We start from the raw sequence: 19487 nt of genomic DNA, 5'->3' as shown, positions 1-19487 counted from the left end.
TATGTATGCTTATACGAAGAAAAACAAACGCGCAAGAATCTATGCGGCATGTGGCAGCGGCTTGTTTCTGCTGGCGATGGTCGGCATCTTATCTATGAATGAATTAGGCAAGGAGGAGGAAACAGCGACAAAACCGGTCGTCAAAGAAGTAGATATCCCGGTCATTTCTATTCCCAAGGCTGCTGAAACGGCGATCCGCCCTTATCAAAATGAAGCGAGCATCGTATTGGATTTCTATGATGGAAGTGAAAGTGAAGTAGACAGCTTCTCCCAGTTTGAAGGGGTGTATCGGATGAACCAGGGCATTGACTATGCTTATCAAAATGAGGCGTTTGATGTGTTGGCGATTTTCAGCGGCAGCGTGGAGGAAGTAAAAGAAGATGCCATGTTCGGACATACGGTAAAGGTCAAAAGCGATGATCTGACCATTACGTATCAGTCTTTGAGCGCTCCGACGCTGCAGGCGGGCGATGCAATCAAACAGGGCGATGTCATCGCACAGGCGGGCGTGAATATTTATGGAAAGGATCTGGGCAATCATGTGCATATCGTAGTAAGCAAAGGTGATCGGCTCATCGATCCTGAATCGATCTATGGGCTGGCGGTCAAAGACATCCAGTAAAGCTTCTGAGCTGATCGTGAAATGCGTGAAGCAGCACCCTGCATGACGGGTGCTGTTTTTCGATAAAAGCATGAAAAACAGGCGATTTTACGTGATGTTATGAGAAAGTGATGGGAAACCTGCGGAATTATGATTTTGTCTTTTTAATTTGGAAAAATGTGTTATAATGTTTATGCCTTGTAGAAATGGAGGAATATAAAATGTTTACAAAAGAAGTTGGTATCGACTTAGGAACAGCAAACCTACTGATTTATGTAAAAGGGGAAGGAATTGTGATCGATGAACCTTCAGTCGTTTCCATAGATGCTGAAACAAAGAGATGTCTGGCAGCCGGACAGGAGGCAAAAGACATGCTGGGAAGAACGCCGGGACGTGTATTGGCGATTCGTCCGCTGAAGGATGGGGTAATTGCAGATTTTGAAGTGTGCGAGATCATGCTGAACTACTTTTTGAAGAAATTGAATTTGAAGGGCATGTTCAAGCGTCCGACGATCTTGATCTGCTGTCCGTCTAATATTACATCGGTTGAACGCAACGCGATTCGTGATGCGGCTTATCGTGCCGGTGCGAAGAAAGTGTATATCGAAGAAGAACCGAAGGTCGCTGCGGTCGGCGCCGGTCTTGATATCAGCAAAGCAAGCGGAAGCATGGTGCTTGACATCGGCGGCGGAACGACAGATGTGGCCGTGCTGTCATTAGGCGAGATCGTCTCATCTACTTCTTTGAAGGTTGCGGGCGATACGCTGGATCGCGATATTATCAAATATGTAAAAGAAGAAAAGAAACTGCTGATCGGTGATCGTACGGCAGAAGAAATCAAAAAGGTGATCGGTACGGCTTGGGCCGGATCGCGCAATGAATCGATCGAAGTCAGCGGTCGTGATTTAGTAACGGGACTGCCGCATACGATCACATTGACAAGCAGTCAGATCGAAGGCTGTATGCGTGAAAGCCTGCAGAATATCGTACGTGCATGCAAAACGGTATTGGAACAGACACCGCCTGAACTGGCGGCGGATATCGTAACGCGTGGGATCGTTCTGACCGGCGGCGGCGCATTGTTGGATGGAATTGATGAACTGCTGCGCAATGAATTGCATATTCCGGTATATGTTGCGGAAAATGCACTGCGCTGTGTTGCCGAAGGAACCGGTGTATTGTTGGAAAATTTGCATTTGGTAAGATAGGAAACGAAGGAAGCCGGAGGTGTGAGAGATGGATTATCTGCTGTATCTGTTTGTGCCCTTTGCCATCTCTGTCGGCATTACCCCGCTGGTAAAGCGGATCGCCGTTGCTTTAGGCGCCTATGCGGAAATCAATGAGCGTACGATCCATACCGGCAAGATAGCCAGGATCGGCGGCGTCGCGATCTATGTGGCGTTTATCGTATCCATGACTTGTTTTGTAGAAGTAGATGCGACGTTCAATGCGATCTTGATCGGCGGCTTTGTCATGTTCATGGGCGGTTTGATCGATGATCTGGTCGATCTAAGACCGCGCTATAAGTTTGGATTTCAAGTGTTAGCGGCACTGATCGTCATGCTGATGGGGAATGTGTCGCTTGATGTCATTCGTCTGCCGTTAGGCATTCGCATCGATATGGGGATCATTTCGATGATCGTTACGTTTTTCTGGATTACCGGGATCACCAATGCCATCAATTTGATCGATGGATTGGATGGCTTGGCCGGAGGCTTGAGCGCGATCGTTTTGATCGTTATCGCATCGCTTGCGCTCGTCGTACCGCGCAGTGATGTCGTCATACCCTCACTGATCTTGGCCGGTGCGAGCTTGGGTTTTCTCATCTATAACTCTTATCCCGCATCCATCTTTATGGGGGATTGCGGCTCGCAGTTTTTAGGCTTCAGCATTGCGGTCATCTCTTTGCTTGGCTTTAAGGGATCGACCATCATTACATTGGCTTTGCCGATCTTGATGCTGCTGATTCCGATCATTGACACTTTATCCGCGATCTTGCGCAGGACTTTGGCCGGGCATAAGTTCTCCGATGCGGATCGCAATCATTTGCATCATGCGCTGATGCGGCGGTTTGGACATCGCAATACGGTGTTGATCTTATATGCGATCACGGCGCTTTTCGGTTTGACCGCCTATGTCTATATTGTAAATAAGGCAGCCGGATTGATTTGTATGGCGATCATCATGCTTGGCTTCGAGTTGTTTATTGAATCGAGTCAGATGATCTCATCGAAGTATCATCCACTGCTGGGAATCTTTCATCGACTGGTGCGGCGCAGACCGGATGAAGAAAAGGAAACAGAAAAACAACAAGCTGAAAAGGAAGAGCAGTGATGCTCTTTTTTATATGGGAGAATAGGAACGGGCAAGAAAGGATAAGATCATGATGATAAGCATCCGGTAAAAAAAGGGATGTTTAGGAATCATGTTCTCTTTGACGTATATTACATATGGGAGGTGGCTGAAATGGATATTCAGAAACTAATGGGGATGATGCAGAAAGAAGACGGTACGCAGCCGGTATCCAAAAGTCATGAGTGGGATCGTTTATGGAATCAGTATGTAGAAGAAAAAGGCGGCGAATATCACAGTTTAAGCATTGGCGAGGCGGTTCCCCGTATGATCAGCGCCGTTAATTATCAAAATCGAAGGGATTATTATTCTTGTGAGGAGCTGGGCATTCGGGTGCGTGTAGGCGATATTGCATACATAGACTTTGGCGAGGCTTATCGCAATGAGATCGGATTTCAGCATTTCGGTCTGATCTTGAAGCTCTATCGCAACAAGGCGTTTGTCGTGCCGATGAGCGGTAATTATCAGGCTTATTTAAGCGCTTATGGAAAGGATAATCCAAAGGGGAAAAAGCATTTGATGCGTTTAGGAAAACTGGCGGGGATGAATAAGGAATCGGTGTTGTTCATCAATGATGTAAAGTGGATCAATACAGCGAGAATTATCGACATCAAAGCGCATGTACGTAAAAACAGCAAACAGTTTCAGGAAATCAGAGAGCGGGTGTTGCAGTGTTTGGTGTAAAGGTGAAATTTGGGGAGAAAAAGAAAAGCAGGAACAGCGCTAAAAAGAAATTGATCGATCATTTGATAAAATCGAGAGGATAGATGACTTAGACTTTATAAGTATCATAAGATAAATGATGATCCCGTTGGAAAATCGACAGGTTTCTTCCCTATACATTCACTACAATGGGGGAGAGGTGAAAGTGTGGAAGAAAGTATCAGAAGACAGCGGCATCGCCATCTTGCCTTCACCTGGCGGGAAATGGTGCCGCTGACATTGCTTTGGATGGGACAGGGCGTGCTGGTGTTGATCGGTATGACTTTGATCGGGTACCGGTACTGGAAAGAGAAAAGAGATGCATGGATCGGTGCATTGTTTCTTTGCGGCAGCGCATTTGTATTCGGTTCTCTATCCAATGTATATGTCATAGCCTTGTTATTGATGATTGTTTTTTGTATGATAGAAGCTGCCCGGCTGTGCGGCGGCAATATCGGCAAGTGGGTAATGTTTGGCGTAGTGGGGAGCAGTGCGGTATATGCGATGTATTTACAGATGGCGCCTGCGCGGATCATCTGTATTTTAGCTGCACAGATCTTATTGTTTGAAAGTGATCGGCTGCATATGGAGGAGGCAAGCCGCCACTTTCATATCACCCAGACCTTGATCGCATTAAGCATTGCGATTTGGGCAGCGTTTCTTTTCCCTCACTATGGCGTTTCGCTGCTTGCGGTTGTCGGGGTAATGCTTTGTCTGCGTGCGGAATTTGAAACAGCTTTGGTCACGTTGCTGCTGCTGTATGGGTTAAGTGCCGCAATATCGGCGCCGCTTTACTATTTGTTTGTGATCATTTGCGCCTATTTCCGTCAAAATTTATTTCTATTAAGTGTAAGCGGCATTGGCGGTGCAGTCTTTTTTTCTTCGTGGCTGCTGCTTGGCATATACGGTTGTTTTGTGTGTGCCTATCTTTATGAACGATTGACCAAAGAAACAGCTGCCGCATATGTATGCACCAATCAACAAAAAGACTTTAAGCGGCGGCTTCATAATTTTTCAGCCATTTTTGATACGCTTGCAGAGTATTATGCTGCCATTTCTCCGGTACAATCGGAAATACTGGGACATATGGCAGAAGCGTTGTCTTATAGTGCCTCGATCATGTATTTGCATGCGCTGCGGGAAGATCGTGAAAACAAGATTCGTAAAACTTTAGAGGTGTATCGTTATGAAATAGAACATTTTTATTATGAAGAAAATGAAGAAGGCATGATCCACATCGCTTTGACCTTATGCAATCTGAAAGCACAGGAAGGACAGGAAACGATCCTGCCGTTGTTAGAAAGTTTGTGTGACTGCCGGCTGGAGATCAAGAAAGAACAAAGCCGACGCTTCTTGCGCAACCGCAGAGAACTGGTCTTAGAAAGCGTACAGCCTTTTGTGCTGGATGCGTATGCCGACAGCTTGAGAAAAGAATCACGCTGCGGCGACAGTTTTTCTATCTTTGCATATCGGCAGTACCGCATTTGTATGATCAGTGATGGAATGGGAAGCGGTGATCGTGCCGCAACGGTTTCCCGCAGCATGACAACGATCTTCCAAAGAATGATCAGCAGTGATATTCCTATGGATATCAGTGTGCGCTGTATGAACCGGCTATTGCAGAGCGATGTATTCGCGACCATGGATGTCATTACCTTCGATCTCAATCAAAAACTTGCCTATATTTTCAAAAGCGCCGCCTGTCCGACCATTTTGATTCGCGGAGATGAATTGTTGGAGATCAGCGGCAACAATTTGCCGGTTGGCATCTTAAACGCTTTAGATGCGGACTGCTATACGCTGCAGCTGCGGGAAAACGACGCGTTTTTGATGTTTAGCGACGGCGTTTATATGAATGAGATCTATGAATGGCTGCGCATGAGGAAAGGAACGGATGCAAAAGCACAGGTTGAAGCGATGATGGAAATTTTGACGCGTGTAAAGCGCAAGGACGATTCTACGATCGTTTATGCAAAGGTATTGAAAAATCACTCTTGATCATAAAAGGGGAAAAGGTGTCTTTTTATGTAGAACTGTGCTAAAATGAAAGCGGAAACAGGAGGTACATATGAACGTATTAGATCATAGCAAAGCTTATCAGAAATTTTTTGAGGAACTGACCCGGATCCCGCATGGCTCAGGCAATGAAAAGGCAATCAGCGATCATTTGGTGGCGTTTGCCAAAGCGCATGGTCTGCGGTCCGTACAGGATCAGGTAAACAATGTCATCATTTATAAAGATGCGACAAGCGGATATGAGGATAAGGATGCCGTTATTTTACAGGCGCATATCGACATGGTGAATGAAAAAAATGCCGATGTAGAACATGATTTTGAAAAAGACCCGCTGAAACTGGAAATTGTGGACGGTTATTTGCGGGCAAAAGGCACAACGCTGGGCGGTGATGATGGAGCCGGAGTTGCCATGATCATGGCAGTGCTGGCAGATCAGACGCTGGCGCATCCGGCAATCGAAGCGTTGTTTACAGTTGATGAGGAAAGTACGATGATCGGCGCCTTTTCACTGGATCCAAGCTTATTGCGCGGCACCCGTTTGATCAATATCGACGCCGAAGAAGAAGATACGACCAATACTTGTTCGGCAGGCGGGGAAGATGTTTTCTTGCAAAAACAAGTGCGGTTTGAACAAAATACAAAACCTGCCTATCTGCTGGAAGTAAAGGGCTTATTAGGCGGGCACAGCGGAGCGGAGATCCATAAAGGGCGCGGCAATGCCAATAAAGTGCTGGGACGCCTCCTGCATGCGGCCAATGAAGCGAAAGGCATTCGTTTGGCAAACTGGCAGGGCGGTTTGAAGATCAATGCGATCCCAAGAGAAGCGCAGGCGGTATTTGCCGCAGCAGAAGAGGTAAAAGATGTTATTTTAGATGAAGCGAACAAGATCCGCAAAGAATTGGAATTTACCGATCCCGGCTTTACTTGGGAATTAAAAGAAGCAACAGCGGAAAAGGTGATGGAACAAGGCGACAGCGATGCGGCGATCCGCCTGTTATATGTATTGCCTTGCGGTATGCGGCAGTTCTCTGAGAAAATCGGCGTAACACAAGCCAGTGAAAACACCGGCATCATCTCTGTTGCAGATGATACGGTGCGCATTGAAACAAGTACGCGCGGCGCTTTGGATTCTTATGTCAAGGATATGAAGTCCGAACTGTTAACGATTGCCGCGGCATTCGGCTTTAACGGCAGCGGCGACAACTGGTATCCGGCATGGGATTATATGGAGGTCAGCCCACTGCGGGACACGATGGCGGAAGTTTATGCACAGATGCATGGCAGTCCATTAAAGATGGAAGCGATCCACGGTGGTTTGGAATGCGGGATCTTCAAGGAAAAAATGCCGGCATTGGACATCGTAACAATGGGACCGAATTTATATGACGTACACACGCCGGATGAAAAACTGGATCTGGCATCGTTTGATCGCACTTATGCGTTCTTGTGCCGTTTGATCGCCGCACTGTAAAAACTTCGATGTGTCGATCCGGCATGGATTTCATCCGAGCAGTTTGTAACAGAAGCAGAAAAGGAAGCATCTTGGTCGATCCGGACTTCCTTTTTTCTTGTTTTACTTTCGATTTCATCAAATGTGCATAAAAAGATCTGATGACGCACATAGCCAAGAAAATGGGATGACAGGGCGATTTACCGATATCAAAATATTTCGCAATCCAAAGGATTTCATGTGCAGAAGCAAGCCTTTATGTTATAATAAAGCAAGAAAACGGATAGGTGATGATATGGCAAACTGGCGGGAATTAAAAAATCGCAGATGGGTCGTCGGTGTCTCCGGCGGCGCCGATTCGATGGCGCTTTTGGCAATGTGTTTAGAAAAGCAGTTGGATGTGATCGTCGCCCATGTGAATTATCAAAAGCGAGCAAGCGCAAACCGCGATATGATGTGTGTGGTAAACTTCTGTAAGGCGCATGATGTCATGTGTCATGTGGCGTATTGCGATCCCCATCATCAGGGAAATTTTCAGGCATATGCCCGTGCATACCGCTATGATTTTTACCGTCTGCTGGCAGATACTTATTCCTGCGGCGGCGTTTTGGTCGCACATCAGATGGATGATGTGATCGAAACCTATCTCATGCAGCGCAAACGTCATGCCACACCACAATACTACGGTATTCGAGAAGAGCTGATCCTGCACAATATCCTTGTCGTGCGGCCGCTGCTTGCCTATACCAAAAAAGATCTGTTGAAATACTGTGAAAAACATGCGATTCCTTATTACGATGACGAAAGCAACTTTTCCGATGATTATGAGCGCAACCGCATTCGCCATGCGGTCGTCGATACGCTGCGCTTAGAGGATAAGAAACAGATGATCCGGGAAATCGAGGAGTTGAATGAGGCAAAACAAAAGCAAGAACGGCTCCTGTTCGACGCCTTCAGCAAATGGCAAATGCAAAGATCGCTCAAAGATCTGCGCGCTATGAGCGAAACGATGCGCTTAGGCGTGCTACGGATGTTTTTGAAGACCAAGATCGATGTTGCCAAACTTTCCGGCAAGGAGCTGCAGAATATCAGCGATATGATCATGCAGAGCACCCATAACTGGGTATATGAGCTGGATGATACGTATTCACTTGTCCATAATTATGAGATCTTGTCGATCGAAGAAACAAACTGCAAAGGCTATGCTTATACATACGATGCGATCTGTTATGAAGAGACACCGTATTTTGCGATTTGTGAGGAAGGGGAAACGATCGAACGGCTGGCACTTGCCAAGGAAGACTTTCCGATCACGATCAGGAACGCACGCGCAGGTGATTTTATCCGTTTGCGCTTCGGCACCAAAAAGGTGGCGAGATGGTTTATTGACCGTAAAATTCCTTATCGGCAGCGTCAATTATGGCCAGTTGTGGAAAATGCGGCGGGAAATGTGATTTTTGTTGTGGGAATTGGATGTGATATCGCACATTTTACTAACAATTCCTATATCTTTGTGATAAAATAGAGAAGATACTTGTTGGAGGGCATTGGGATGCATAAGGATGTAAAAAAGATTCTGATTTCGGAGGAAGAAATCGTCAAAAGGTGCGAAGAACTGGGACGCCAGATCACGGCAGATTATGAGGCGAAACAGGAAGCGCCTTTGTTGGTGGGGCTGTTAAAAGGAAGCGTGCCTTTCTTAGCGGAGCTGATCAAGCATATCGACATGGATATCATGTTTGATTTCATGGATGTTTCCAGTTATGAAGGAACGCAGTCCGTAGGCAATATTCGGGTAATCAAGGATTTGGACAGTTCGATCAACGGAGTCTCGATCCTGTTAGTGGAAGATATCGTCGATACGGGCAGAACGCTTGCGGAAGTAAAGCGTATGCTGTTAAATAAAGGCGCAAAGGAAGTAAAGATCGTATCCTTGCTGGATAAGCCGCAGCGGCGGGTGGTCGATATCTCGGCAGACTATGTCGGTTTTGCGGTACCGAATGAATTTGTGATCGGGTATGGTTTAGACTTTGATCAGAAATATCGGAATCTGCCTTATGTCGGTGTACTAAAAGACGAGTTATATGAATAATATCCGTAACAGGCAGAAGAAAAACGGATCAGGGAAATGAATAGGAAAAGGAAAATGATCGAATCCTATACTGAAGGAGGTTTACAGAATGAAAAATAACCGTTATGTGAATTTTCTTCCCTATGTACTGGTAATTGCGATTTTGTTGATGCTGGGATCTTTCAGCACCGGCACAAAGCATCGTACATTCAGTTACAATGAGTTCGTATCGCAGGCGGAAAAAATGACGTTTGGCGATGTTAATATTTCCGTAGGAACATCTATTGTAAAAGTGGAAGGAACTTATCGCTCCGGCGGTGAAGAACAGGCGTTTGATGTATCAATGCCGAAGACGACGAAGAATTTAGAATGGCTGCAGGAAACCCTCGATGAAGAGAAAAATCAAGTAACGGTTTCCGATGCGGATGAGCGTAATATCTTTTTAGAGTTCATGATGCAGATCGTTCCATTGCTTTTGGTGATGGGCGTCGGTTTCTTTATCTTGATGAAAAGCAGCGGCGGTGCCAACAACAAGGCATTTGAATTTACGAAATCACGGGCGCGTATCGAGTCGGATGTAAAAACGCGCTTTGCGGATGTGGCCGGCTGTAAAGAAGAAAAGGAAGAAGTAAAGGAAATCATCGATTACTTAAAAAATCCGACGAAATTCTCGGAAATGGGAGCGCGCATTCCTAAAGGGATGTTGATGGTAGGGCCTCCGGGCACCGGTAAAACATTGCTTGCGAAGGCGGTTGCCGGAGAAGCGAACGTACCGTTTTTCTCTATTTCAGGCAGTGATTTTGTAGAGATGTTTGTCGGTACCGGGGCAAGTCGTGTGCGTGATATGTTCAAGCGTGCCAAACAGGCAAAGCCTTGTATCATCTTTATTGATGAAATCGATGCGGTCGGCAGACAGCGCGGCGCCGGTTTAGGCGGGGGCAATGATGAACGCGAACAGACCTTGAACCAGATCTTAGTAGAAATGGACGGTATGAACGAAAATGCCGGAATCGTTGTCATTGCGGCGACCAACCGTGCCGATGTATTAGACCCGGCGCTGATGCGAAGCGGACGATTTGACCGTCAGATTACCGTTGGCTTGCCGGATAAAACAGGGCGCTATGAAATTTTACAAGTGCATGCCCGTAATAAAAAACTGGCGCCGAATGTGAACTTGGAACAGCTGGCGAAGCGGACACAGGGATTCTCGGGAGCCGATCTGGAAAATGTGCTGAATGAAGCTGCGATCTTGGCGGTGCGTGAAGATCGTCATTTGATTACGATGAGCGATCTGGATGAAGCGATCGACCGCGTCATGATGGGACCGGCAAAGAAATCCAAGAAATACACAGATAAAGAGAAACGCATGGTGGCTTATCATGAAGCAGGTCATGCGGTGATCGGATTGAAGCTGGAAGGCGCCAACAGCGTGCAGAAGATTACGATCATTCCGCGCGGTCAGGCCGGCGGTTACAATCTGATGACGAAGGAAGAAGAAACCTACTGTACGACCAAGAGCGAGTATATGGCAATGATCACCAGCTTTCTGGGTGGCCGGGGCAGCGAAGAAGTTGTATTCAATGAGATTACAGACGGCGCTTACGGTGATTTGGAACAGGTTACGAAAATTGCCAAAGCAATGGTGCGCAGCTTCGGTATGTCAAAGCTGGGACCGATCCAGTATTCCGATAATTCCGGCAATGTCTTCTTAGGACGTGATTATAGCCAGGGAAGCAATTACTCGGGAGAGATCGCTTTTGAGATCGACAAAGAAATTCGCAGGATCGTAAATGAATGCTATGATCAGGCAAAAGAGATCATTGTGGCGAATCGTGATCTGCTGGATCTGATTGCGAAAACCTTGATCGAAGAAGAAACGATTACTGCCGAACAGATCAAAAATCTTGCGGAATACGGTACTTTGCAGTCACCGGAAGAACAAAAGGCGGAGGCAGAAACAGCAGCCTTGGAAGCACAGGCGAGCGAACAAAGTACGCAGGAAGCGACGATGGAAGCAAGCGATGAAGAAAAACAGACGCTTGTGGAAAGCGTGGCAGACGCAGTTGATGAAACAAAAGAGTAGGTGTGCCTACTCTTTTTACAGGAAGGGAAACAGATGAAGAGATTAGGGATTATGATCGGCACCGTGCTGCTTTGTATCGGTGTGGTCTTATTTGGACTTGGAAAGAGCGCGGAATCATTCATGAAGCAGGATTTTTCACACACATTAGTAAAAGAACTGCAAAACGGTGAGATCATCGCACGTTCTTTAGATGCGCTTGCAGTTGATCCAAGTATTCGCCCACCGCTGGAACAGGCGATGAAGGCGGTCTTTCAAGATGAACGAATCGCTGCACGGTTAGAAACTTACACCAATCAGACCATTCGTTCCCTGATTACAGATGAAATAGTCGATCTGCATCTGAATGAGGACATAAAAGCACTGCTCTTAGAACAGGAAGATGTGATCTATTTGGCAACGCAGTATGTCATGAGCAGGGCAGAAACACATACTTGGCTGAGCAATCTTGCCGATGTGCTGGATGTGGAAGCGGCGTATGAGGCACAGCTTTTACAGATCAAAACAACCATGCCCGCATCCTATCAGCAGGCGATACGGTGGATCGGCTTTTTCTATGAAGGAAATGTGGCACTGCTCGCTTTGGTGATCGGCGGTATCGGATCAATGCTGATTCTGATCGGTACGCTTTCCTTTTATCGCTGGATGAAATATGGGAAAACCGCATTTCTGCTGGGTGCGCTTCTTTTGGCAGGCAGCGGATTTATAGGAGAACAGGCGCTGCGTTTGCGTTATCATGATACGCTCATTCTCGATTTTGCGGGAACTATCAGCGAAGCGCTGTTTCGCTGCAGTGCCTATGCGGCAGGCATCGGCATCGTGCTGTGGGTGCTGTATGGGATCATTCATTTATTAGTAAATACGAAAGACGTGTAGATCATTCTATCAGAATCAATAGATCGCATGATCGGTTGGTATAGTGGAAATCAAGAAAGAAGCAGGAAAGGAGCAAAAACATGAAAGATGGATTGATAAAGGCATTGGCTTGCGACAAACGGGTTCGCATTTATCTTTGTGCAACGACGGCACTGGTCGATGAAGCGCGAAAACGTCATGATTTATGGCCGACTGCCAGCGCGGCGCTGGGGCGTACGCTGAGCGTGGGCGTCATGATGGGCAGCATGTTGAAAAGCGATAAGGAACAGCTTACCATTCAGATCAACGGCAATGGTCCGATCGGAACGATCATGGTAGACGCTTACAGCGATGGGCATGTGCGCGGATTTGTCGGAGAACCGCATGTGCACTATCAATATAATGATACCGGAAAGCTTGCGGTCGGTATTGCAGTTGGCAAGGACGGCTATTTAGAAGTGATCAAGGACTTCGGCATGAAAGACAACTGGAGCGGGAAAGTGGCTTTGCAAAGCGGTGAGATCGGCGAGGATTTTGCCTATTACTTTACCGTGAGTGAACAAACCCCTTCGGCCGTATCACTGGGTGTGTTGGTAAATCCGGATCATCAGGTACAGGCAGCCGGCGGTTTACTGATTCAGATGATGCCGGATGCGACAGAAGAAGATATCGTAAAAACCGAAGCATTATTAAAAACACTGCCGCCGATGTCTACTTTGATCAATGAAAAAGAAAGTCTAAGAGAAATCGTTTCTTCTCTTTATGATGATGTAGAGATCTTAGAAGAAATGCCGGTGGAATTTCGCTGTCACTGTTCCAAAGCAACGATCAAACGCATGATCACCACTTTACCGAAGGAGGAGCGGCTGGCGATGATTCATGAGGATCACGGCTGTGAGGTAACCTGTCATTTCTGTAATTCCACTTATCAGTTAAGTGAAGCAGAACTGCGGGAGCTGGAGGACTTTTTAGAGCGTTATGAAAAATAACAGCTGGAAGATCGGCGATGTTACGATCGCAAACAGAGTGGTGATCGCACCGATGGCAGGCATTTCCAATCAAGCCTTTCGTTATATCTGCAAGGAATTCGGTGCCGGGCTGATCTATACGGAAATGGTATCGGACAAGGCGCTTTATTATCAAAATGTAAAGACGCTTGGCATGACCCAGACCTTAAAGGAAGAACATCCGCTCGCGATGCAGATCTTTGGCAGTGATGTGGAAAGCATGGTGTATGCGGCGAAGCTGTTAGATCAGGAAACGGATTGTGATATCATCGATATCAATATGGGATGTCCGGTCAATAAAGTAGTAAAGGCAGGAGCAGGCAGCGCATTGATGAAAGACCCAGAGCATGCGGCAAAGATCGTAAGCGCGGTAGTGGCGGTGGTAAAAAAGCCGGTAACCGTAAAAATGCGCATCGGTTGGGATGAAACCTGTATCAACGCAGTGCCATTTGCATTGGCGATGGAAGCGGCAGGGGCAAGTGCGGTCGCGGTACATGCGCGCACGCGCAAACAGATGTACGAAGGACACAGCGATTGGCGCTATATCAAAGCGGTCAAAGAAGCGCTGCACATTCCGGTGATCGGCAACGGTGATATCCATACGCCCCAAGATGCCCAACGCATGTTAGAAGAAACCGGCTGTGATGCGGTCATGATCGGCAGAGGGGTACTGGGCGATCCTTGGCTGATCAGACAGTGTGTGCATGCTTTGGAAAGCGGAGAAGAACTGCCAAACGCGGCGATGGAAGAAAAATTTTCCTTGGCAAAGGAACATGCCCGACGTTTGGTCGATCTGAAAGGGGAATATGTCGGCATCAGAGAAATGCGGGGACATGCGGCGTGGTATGTGAAAGGCTTACCGAACAGCCATCGTCTCAAGGATCGTTTAGCGAAGATCGAAAGCATGGTAGAGCTGGAACAGATCTTAGGTGATTATGCGAAAGAACAGGAAAACGAGAAGAAAGCGAAAATGTGATTGACAAGCAATCGGTTTGTCTATATAATCATACCGTAATCAAGAAAACGTTGAAGGGAGCAGTAGCCTCGTATCATAAGCGCAAAGAGAGTTCCGGTCGGTGTGAAGGAATCGTGGATGCGTTGGCGAATCAAAGGCCCGGAGTGATCCGAAAGGACGTGTCGTTCACGTTACGAACCGGCTTGCTTTGAAAGAAGGGCATGTCACAAAGGCGATATCGGCAACGGTATGGCGAATTAGGGTGGTACCACGATGTAACTCTCGTCCCTATGTGGAGGAGAGTTTTTGTTTTGTAAACGTAAAAAGGAGAGAATAACATGCAGCAGAACTTAACAGATCAGGAATTAGTAAGGCGCGAAAAACTGGAATTTCTAAAGGAAAAAGGCATTGCGCCGTTTGGACATCGCTATGACCGCACACATAAAAGCGGTGATATCAGAAACGCATATGAACAGTGCTCTAAAGAAGAGCTGGAAGAAATGCAGGTAAACGTAAAGATTGCCGGACGTATCATGACCAAGCGTATGATGGGGAAAGCAGGCTTTATGCACATGCAGGATCTGGACGGACAGATTCAGGTTTATGTACGCAAGGATGCGATCGGCGATGAGATGTTTGAAGTGTTCAAGAAAGCCGATCTAGGCGATATTGTCGGCATCGAAGGCGAGGTCATGAAAACCAATCACGGGGAATTGTCGATCAAAGCAGCGGTCTATACGCATTTGAGCAAGGCACTGCGCCCGCTGCCGGAAAAATTTCACGGTTTGACTGATATTGAAGAACGTTACCGCCGTCGTTATGTCGATCTGATCATGAATGAAGAATCACGCAGAGTTGCGCTGTTAAGACCGCGCATGGTCAGAGCTCTGCAGGAATACTTAGATCAAAGAGGCTTTGTAGAGGTGGAAACACCGGTATTGCAGCCGATCTTGGGCGGTGCGAATGCACGTCCTTTCATCACGCATCACAATACGTTGGATATGGATTTCTATCTGCGCATCGCTACCGAGCTGCCGTTAAAGCGCCTGATCGTCGGCGGCTTGGAAAAAGTTTATGAATTCGGCAGACTGTTCCGCAATGAGGGAATGGATACAAAGCATAATCCGGAATTTACAACGGTGGAAGTATATGAAGCTTATTCGGATATGGAAGGCATGATGGAATTGACCGAAGGCATGATCGAGCATGCGGCGTTAAAGGTGTGCGGCACAACGGAACTGACTTGGAAAGATAAGATCATCAATGTAAAAGCGCCGTTTCAGCGTCTGCACATGGTCGATGCGATCAAACAGGAAACCGGTGTGGATTTCTGGAAAGAAATGAGCGTAGAAGAGGCGCTGGAAATTGCCGCATCCCATCATGTCGAAGTAGAAGCGCATGAACGCAGCGTCGGTCATATCATCAACTTATTCTTTGAGGAATTTTGTGAAGACAAGATCGTGCAGCCGACTTTTGTCTATGGCCACCCGGTAGAGGTTTCTCCGTTGGCGAAGAAGAATCCGGAGGATGAACGCTTTACCGACCGCTTTGAACTGTTTATTGACGGCAGTGAATACTGCAACGCATTTACAGAATTAAATGATCCGATCGATCAAAGAGCGCGTTTTGAAGCACAGGTGGAAGAAAAGAACAAAGGCAATGACGAAGCCTGTGAAATGGATGTAGACTTTGTGGAAGCACTGGAATATGGTTTACCGCCGACCGGCGGTATGGGCATGGGCATCGATCGTCTGTGCATGCTTTTGACAAATTCGGAAAGCATCCGCGATGTTCTGCTCTTCCCGCATATGCGCAACATCGGCGGTTCTGCGGCTAAGGCAAATACGGCAGTGAAAGCGGAAAAGCCGACAATGAAGCTCGACCTTTCGAAAGTGCAGGTTGAACCGCTGTTCAGCGAAATGGTAGATTTTGATACCTTCTCCAAGTCTGACTTCCGTGCGGTCAAGGTGCTTGCCTGCGAAGCCGTACCGAAATCAAAGAAGCTGTTGAAATTTGTGCTGGATGATGGAAGTGGTAGTGAGCGCATCATTTTAAGCGGCATTCATGAATACTATGAGCCGGAAGAGCTGGTGGGCAAAACTTGTATCGCCATTACCAATTTACCGCCAAGAGCGATGATGGGCATTGATTCCTGCGGTATGTTGATCAGCGCTGTATATGAAATAGATGGCAGAGAGGGATTACATCTGTTAATGGTCGATGACAATATCCCGGCCGGTGCGAAATTATACTGATAGAAAAACCAAACAAAAGCGGTGCTTCCTATAAGGCGTGCCGCTATTTTTTTGCTATGTCGGGCATAGCATACGTTTCGATGCAGCAAAGTAGAATCATTTGATAGATAGTTGTTAAAGGGCTGTAGATTTGCGGCATCTCATTTTTGGAAATTCAGCGTTTTCGTTATGGATTTAACTAAAAATATTGACTTTTAACTTTTAGAAAGTTAAAATAAAAAAGTAAAAGTTAAAAAGAGGTGCGATCAAAATGCTCACAAGTATATTCGGCATACCAGTAAAGTATGAACAATGGAATAAGGAGAATTCCCTGCCTTTGTATCTTATCGAAAGATATGATTTTCAAGCTGCAGTGATCGACACGCAGAAATGCATTATGCTGACAGTAAAAGAAGAACTTGCAACGCTTCCGGCATTGAAAAAACACATGAAAAGGATTCAGGAAGTGGATCATGTTCCGGTTGTATTGGTATTACCGACAGTATCTTCTTACAGAAGAAAAAAACTGATCGAAAACAGAATACCATTCATTACAGACAAACAAGTATATCTGCCTTTTATGGGGACACTTTTGGTAGAGCAAAAAGAGCCTGAAAAAGAAGTAGAGAAATTTATGTATTCCACACAGCAGTTGGTCCTTCTTTATTTCTATTGCGGTAAACAAAGATTATATATGGCTGAAGCAACAAGAATACTTCCGTTTACTGCTATGACATTAAGCAGAGCAGTAAAACAGTTAGAATTGATCGGTTTATTTAAGGTCACAAAAGATGGTGTAAATAAAGTTATTGAAGCCAAGTATGAAAAGAAAGAACTGTTTGAAAAAATAAAAAGATATTTTTTGAGTCCGGTCCGTATTGCCGGATATTTGGAAAAATCCAATGTGACAGAGGATATGGTGTTTGCCGGGGAAACCGCATTATCAGAAAAGACAATGCTGAATCCGAGCAGAGTTTTAACCTATGCCATCTATCATAAATCGTTTGATAAAAAGCAACTATTGACAGAATTAGTAGACCCTGACAAGCAGATCCGTCTTGAAGTATGGGAATACGATCCGAAACAGTTTACAAGTGATTCTGCGGCTGACAGTTTATCCGTTGCAATTTCTCTCATTGACAGTGAAGATGAAAGAATAGAAGAAGCGATAGAGGTATTATTGGAAAAGGAGCTTGAAAGATAAATGATTACGGGGTTAACGACATTCAAAGAGAAATTTCAAGGATTTGAAAATGAATACGTTGTAATAGGTGGAACAGCGTGCGACCTGATTATGGAAAACGAAGAACTCCCATTTCGAGCAACAAAGGATATTGATATTGTTCTGATTGTGGAGGCTATAACAGCAGAGTTTGGAAAGCAGTTTTGGGAGTACATCATAGAAGCCGGATATGAACACAAGAATAAAAGCAGTGGAGAAGCACAGTTTTATCGATTTACATCTCCACGTAGTAAAGATTATCCGTATATGATAGAGCTTTTTTCGAGGAATCCGGAATTTATCACGCTTGATGAAGATGCGCTACTTACCCCATTACCAATAGATGAATCCATATCCAGCCTTTCAGCGATACTCTTAAATGAAGCCTATTATGAGCTGCTTAAATCGGGGCAGGTAAATATTGACGGGATTTCGGTTCTAAAAGAAACCTGTCTGATTCCGTTCAAGGCAAAAGCATGGCTTGATTTGAGTGAGAGAAAAGCGAATGGGGAATCGGTAGACAGTAAAAATATCAAAAAGCATAAAAATGATGTATTTCGACTTGCGCAGTTGATTACAGCAGATACAAGACAAATGCTGAGTTCGGAAATAGCAACGGATATGAGGCTGTTTTTAACAGAAATGAGAAATGAAGATATAGATATGAAGGCTTTGGGGATTCGTGGGAAAAGCAAAGGGGAAATGCTGGAGTTACTATTACAGTGCTACGGTATAGAGTTATAAATACATACGGATTGCAAGATAAGATGTCGTAAATGTGCGACGCCTTACTTTAATATGTGCAGGGACCACAAGCCATATCACAAATACGAACGACAATCTATGAACCAATTTTTAACAAACTCAGCAATGGTTTTCGACCAAAGCGCAGCGCATATATGGCAATGGAAGAAGTGGAATGCAGGAAACGAATTTGACACCATCACCAACAATTCTAGGCATAAAGAAAGGGGACAGACCAAAATTGGTCCATCCCCTTAATTGCTGTCTTAAGAGTTTGGATATAAATGTAGAGCCGCATACCTTGCCTGTACGTATGGTAAGTGAGAGGGCAATAAATGAGAAAATTTATTCCTCTATCCTATTAAAATCTTCTTTTTGATCACTGCTTCCTCTGCTCCTGATACGCAAAAAAAGCTTTCCCAACTTGCTCTTTTTGCCAGCTCTTCAAGATCCGATAACCCGGATAAGCAAAGATCACTTCACAAAGCAGTTCCACAAGCATACCGGTGATGGCGCAGGTGATGCACTGCAACAAGGTCCAGCCGAAAAACTGATGGCTGACGATCAGCGCGAACAATAAATTGTCGCAAAACTGCCCCAGTGCCGTTGAGATATAAGTTCTCGTCATAAAGGTCTTGAAACTGGTTTGATCTTTACAAAATTTACCGATCAAGGCATTGGAATAATTATTGACAATGGAAGAGATCAAAAAAGCAATCGTACTTCCAAGCAATACATACCACACACCGCCGAAAGTCGCATCCAAGCTGTGGTTGATCACGGTTTCCATACCGGGCACATAGCTTTCCGACCAAATGCCGGGAATGCGGCTGGCAATAAAAAAGATCAGACACATGCCGAGATTGATCAGCGCCGCTACGATCGATGCCTGTGTGGCGGCTTTTGGACCGAAATGTTTGGTAATGACATCCATGCTGAGAAAAGACAGCCAAGAGATCAAGATCCCACAGTCCAGCGCAAGAAACTCCCATGGCAGTTGAATGCTTTTATTCGCAAGCAGATTCATGGCGATGACCGATACGATAAATAAGGTCATCATCAGTGATGGAATACTGTGAAATAAGAGTTTCATTTCCCGAATTTCTGATTTTAATTTGTTGATCATGTTCATTCCTCCTGTTTTTTTAACGATGGTTGGGAAGTAAAACATCGTTTTAATCGAACCTCTAAAATTTAA

16 protein-coding genes are annotated in these 19487 nt (G+C 45.7%); 15 read left to right on the top strand and 1 reads right to left on the bottom strand.

The annotated features are described in order from the left end of the window. The first annotated feature begins 1 nt into the window (after position 1). From C1712_RS07685 to C1712_RS07615, 15 genes are all read left to right on the top strand, one after another. Positions 2-622 (top strand): M23 family metallopeptidase, encoded by a 621-nt coding sequence (locus C1712_RS07685; RefSeq protein WP_102268197.1) that lies wholly within the window; start codon positions 2-4, stop codon positions 620-622. A 200-nt stretch (positions 623-822) separates the two neighbouring features. Beyond that, positions 823-1809: a rod shape-determining protein gene (mreB, locus tag C1712_RS07680; RefSeq protein WP_102268195.1), complete on the top strand. Its 987-nt coding sequence runs from the start codon at positions 823-825 to the stop codon at positions 1807-1809. A 28-nt stretch (positions 1810-1837) separates the two neighbouring features. Continuing rightward, positions 1838-2935: an MraY family glycosyltransferase gene (locus C1712_RS07675; protein WP_102268193.1), complete on the top strand. Its 1098-nt coding sequence runs from the start codon at positions 1838-1840 to the stop codon at positions 2933-2935. 132 nt (positions 2936-3067) lie between these two features. Next, positions 3068-3637: a hypothetical protein gene (locus C1712_RS07670; protein ID WP_102268192.1), complete on the top strand. Its 570-nt coding sequence runs from the start codon at positions 3068-3070 to the stop codon at positions 3635-3637. A gap of 186 nt (positions 3638-3823) precedes the next feature. Beyond that, on the top strand, positions 3824-5653 hold the full coding sequence (locus tag C1712_RS07665; RefSeq protein WP_102268190.1) for a SpoIIE family protein phosphatase: 1830 nt from the start codon (positions 3824-3826) through the stop codon (positions 5651-5653). A 70-nt stretch (positions 5654-5723) separates the two neighbouring features. Further along, a complete protein-coding gene (pepD, locus tag C1712_RS07660) occupies positions 5724-7142 on the top strand; it encodes a beta-Ala-His dipeptidase (RefSeq protein ID WP_102268188.1) in 1419 nt (472 codons plus the stop codon). Between the two features lie 274 nt (positions 7143-7416). After that, positions 7417-8646 carry a tRNA lysidine(34) synthetase TilS gene (gene tilS, locus C1712_RS07655; protein ID WP_180963095.1) on the top strand — a complete coding sequence of 410 codons (1230 nt, stop codon included), beginning with the start codon at positions 7417-7419 and terminating at the stop codon, positions 8644-8646. 27 nt (positions 8647-8673) lie between these two features. Further along, positions 8674-9213 carry a hypoxanthine phosphoribosyltransferase gene (gene hpt / locus C1712_RS07650; RefSeq protein WP_102268185.1) on the top strand — a complete coding sequence of 180 codons (540 nt, stop codon included), beginning with the start codon at positions 8674-8676 and terminating at the stop codon, positions 9211-9213. An 88-nt stretch (positions 9214-9301) separates the two neighbouring features. Beyond that, on the top strand, positions 9302-11275 hold the full coding sequence (ftsH, locus tag C1712_RS07645; protein WP_102268183.1) for an ATP-dependent zinc metalloprotease FtsH: 1974 nt from the start codon (positions 9302-9304) through the stop codon (positions 11273-11275). Positions 11276-11308: 33 nt separating this feature from the next. Continuing rightward, positions 11309-12148, top strand: a complete 840-nt coding sequence (locus tag C1712_RS07640; RefSeq protein ID WP_102268181.1) for a TolC family protein — start codon at positions 11309-11311, stop codon at positions 12146-12148. A gap of 80 nt (positions 12149-12228) precedes the next feature. After that, entirely contained in the window at positions 12229-13116 is an 888-nt protein-coding gene (gene hslO / locus C1712_RS07635; protein WP_102268179.1) for an Hsp33 family molecular chaperone HslO, read from the top strand. Next, on the top strand, positions 13106-14110 hold the full coding sequence (gene dusB / locus C1712_RS07630; protein ID WP_102268177.1) for a tRNA dihydrouridine synthase DusB: 1005 nt from the start codon (positions 13106-13108) through the stop codon (positions 14108-14110). Before hslO ends, dusB begins: the two co-directional genes overlap by 11 nt. A 317-nt stretch (positions 14111-14427) precedes the next feature. Continuing rightward, positions 14428-16344: a lysine--tRNA ligase gene (gene lysS / locus C1712_RS07625; protein WP_102268175.1), complete on the top strand. Its 1917-nt coding sequence runs from the start codon at positions 14428-14430 to the stop codon at positions 16342-16344. A gap of 376 nt (positions 16345-16720) precedes the next feature. Further along, positions 16721-17527: a MarR family transcriptional regulator gene (locus C1712_RS07620; RefSeq protein WP_245858097.1), complete on the top strand. Its 807-nt coding sequence runs from the start codon at positions 16721-16723 to the stop codon at positions 17525-17527. Further along, positions 17528-18289, top strand: coding sequence for a hypothetical protein (locus C1712_RS07615; RefSeq protein ID WP_102268171.1), 762 nt, complete (start codon positions 17528-17530; stop codon positions 18287-18289). Positions 18290-18668: 379 nt separating this feature from the next. On the opposite strand, the gene C1712_RS07610 is transcribed toward C1712_RS07615, so the two are convergent. Beyond that, complete coding sequence (locus tag C1712_RS07610) at positions 18669-19415, bottom strand: VUT family protein (RefSeq protein WP_245858095.1); 747 nt, start codon at positions 19413-19415, stop codon at positions 18669-18671. Between the last annotated feature and the right edge of the window lie 72 nt (positions 19416-19487).

The organism is Massilicoli timonensis (assembly GCF_900199515.1).
In the GTDB taxonomy this organism is placed as follows: Bacteria; Bacillota_I; Bacilli_A; order Erysipelotrichales; family Erysipelotrichaceae; genus Massilicoli; species Massilicoli timonensis.
Note: the sequence above shows the minus strand (reverse complement) of the source record. Positions and strands in the feature narration are given on the sequence as shown.